The organism is Acinetobacter sp. B51(2017) (assembly GCF_003711395.1).
Taxonomy (GTDB): domain Bacteria; phylum Pseudomonadota; class Gammaproteobacteria; order Pseudomonadales; family Moraxellaceae; genus Acinetobacter.
Map to the genome: position 1 here is coordinate 1 of NZ_PJRJ01000101.1, position 424 is coordinate 424.

Below are 424 nucleotides of genomic sequence, written 5' to 3' on the forward strand. Positions count from 1 at the left end.
ATCTGCAAGAGCTTGTTCTGCTGCTGCATATGCTGCTTCTGCTTCTGCTACAAGGTCTTCAACTGCTGCAAGTTCATCCGCATCTGGCGTACCGTTTTCGTTGGTATCGTTCACCGCTGGGATCACGATATCAGTCAAGGCATCTAGACGGTCTTGGAAGTCACCCGCTTCGGTTGGGAAGTCGTCAACAATTGCATCCACCGCTGCTTGTGCATCCGCTTTCGCTTGTTGTGCATCTGCAAGGGCTTGAGTTAAGTCATCAACTTCTGCTTGGGTCACAGCATCATCTGCAAGGGCATCTGCAAGAGCTTGTTCTGCTGCTGCATATGCTGCTTCTGCTTCTGCTACAAGGTCTTCAACTGCTGCAAGTTCATCCGCATCTGGCGTACCGTTTTCGTTGGTATCGTTCACCGCTGGGATCACG

General features: G+C 51.2%; 1 protein-coding gene. It reads right to left on the bottom strand.

Going from position 1 to position 424, the window contains the following annotated elements; all coding sequences use genetic code 11:
- The coding region (locus CYK47_RS15325; protein WP_213072442.1) for a GA-like domain-containing protein at window positions 1-411 on the bottom strand (411 nt) is incomplete at its 3' end.
- Between the last annotated feature and the right edge of the window lie 13 nt (window positions 412-424).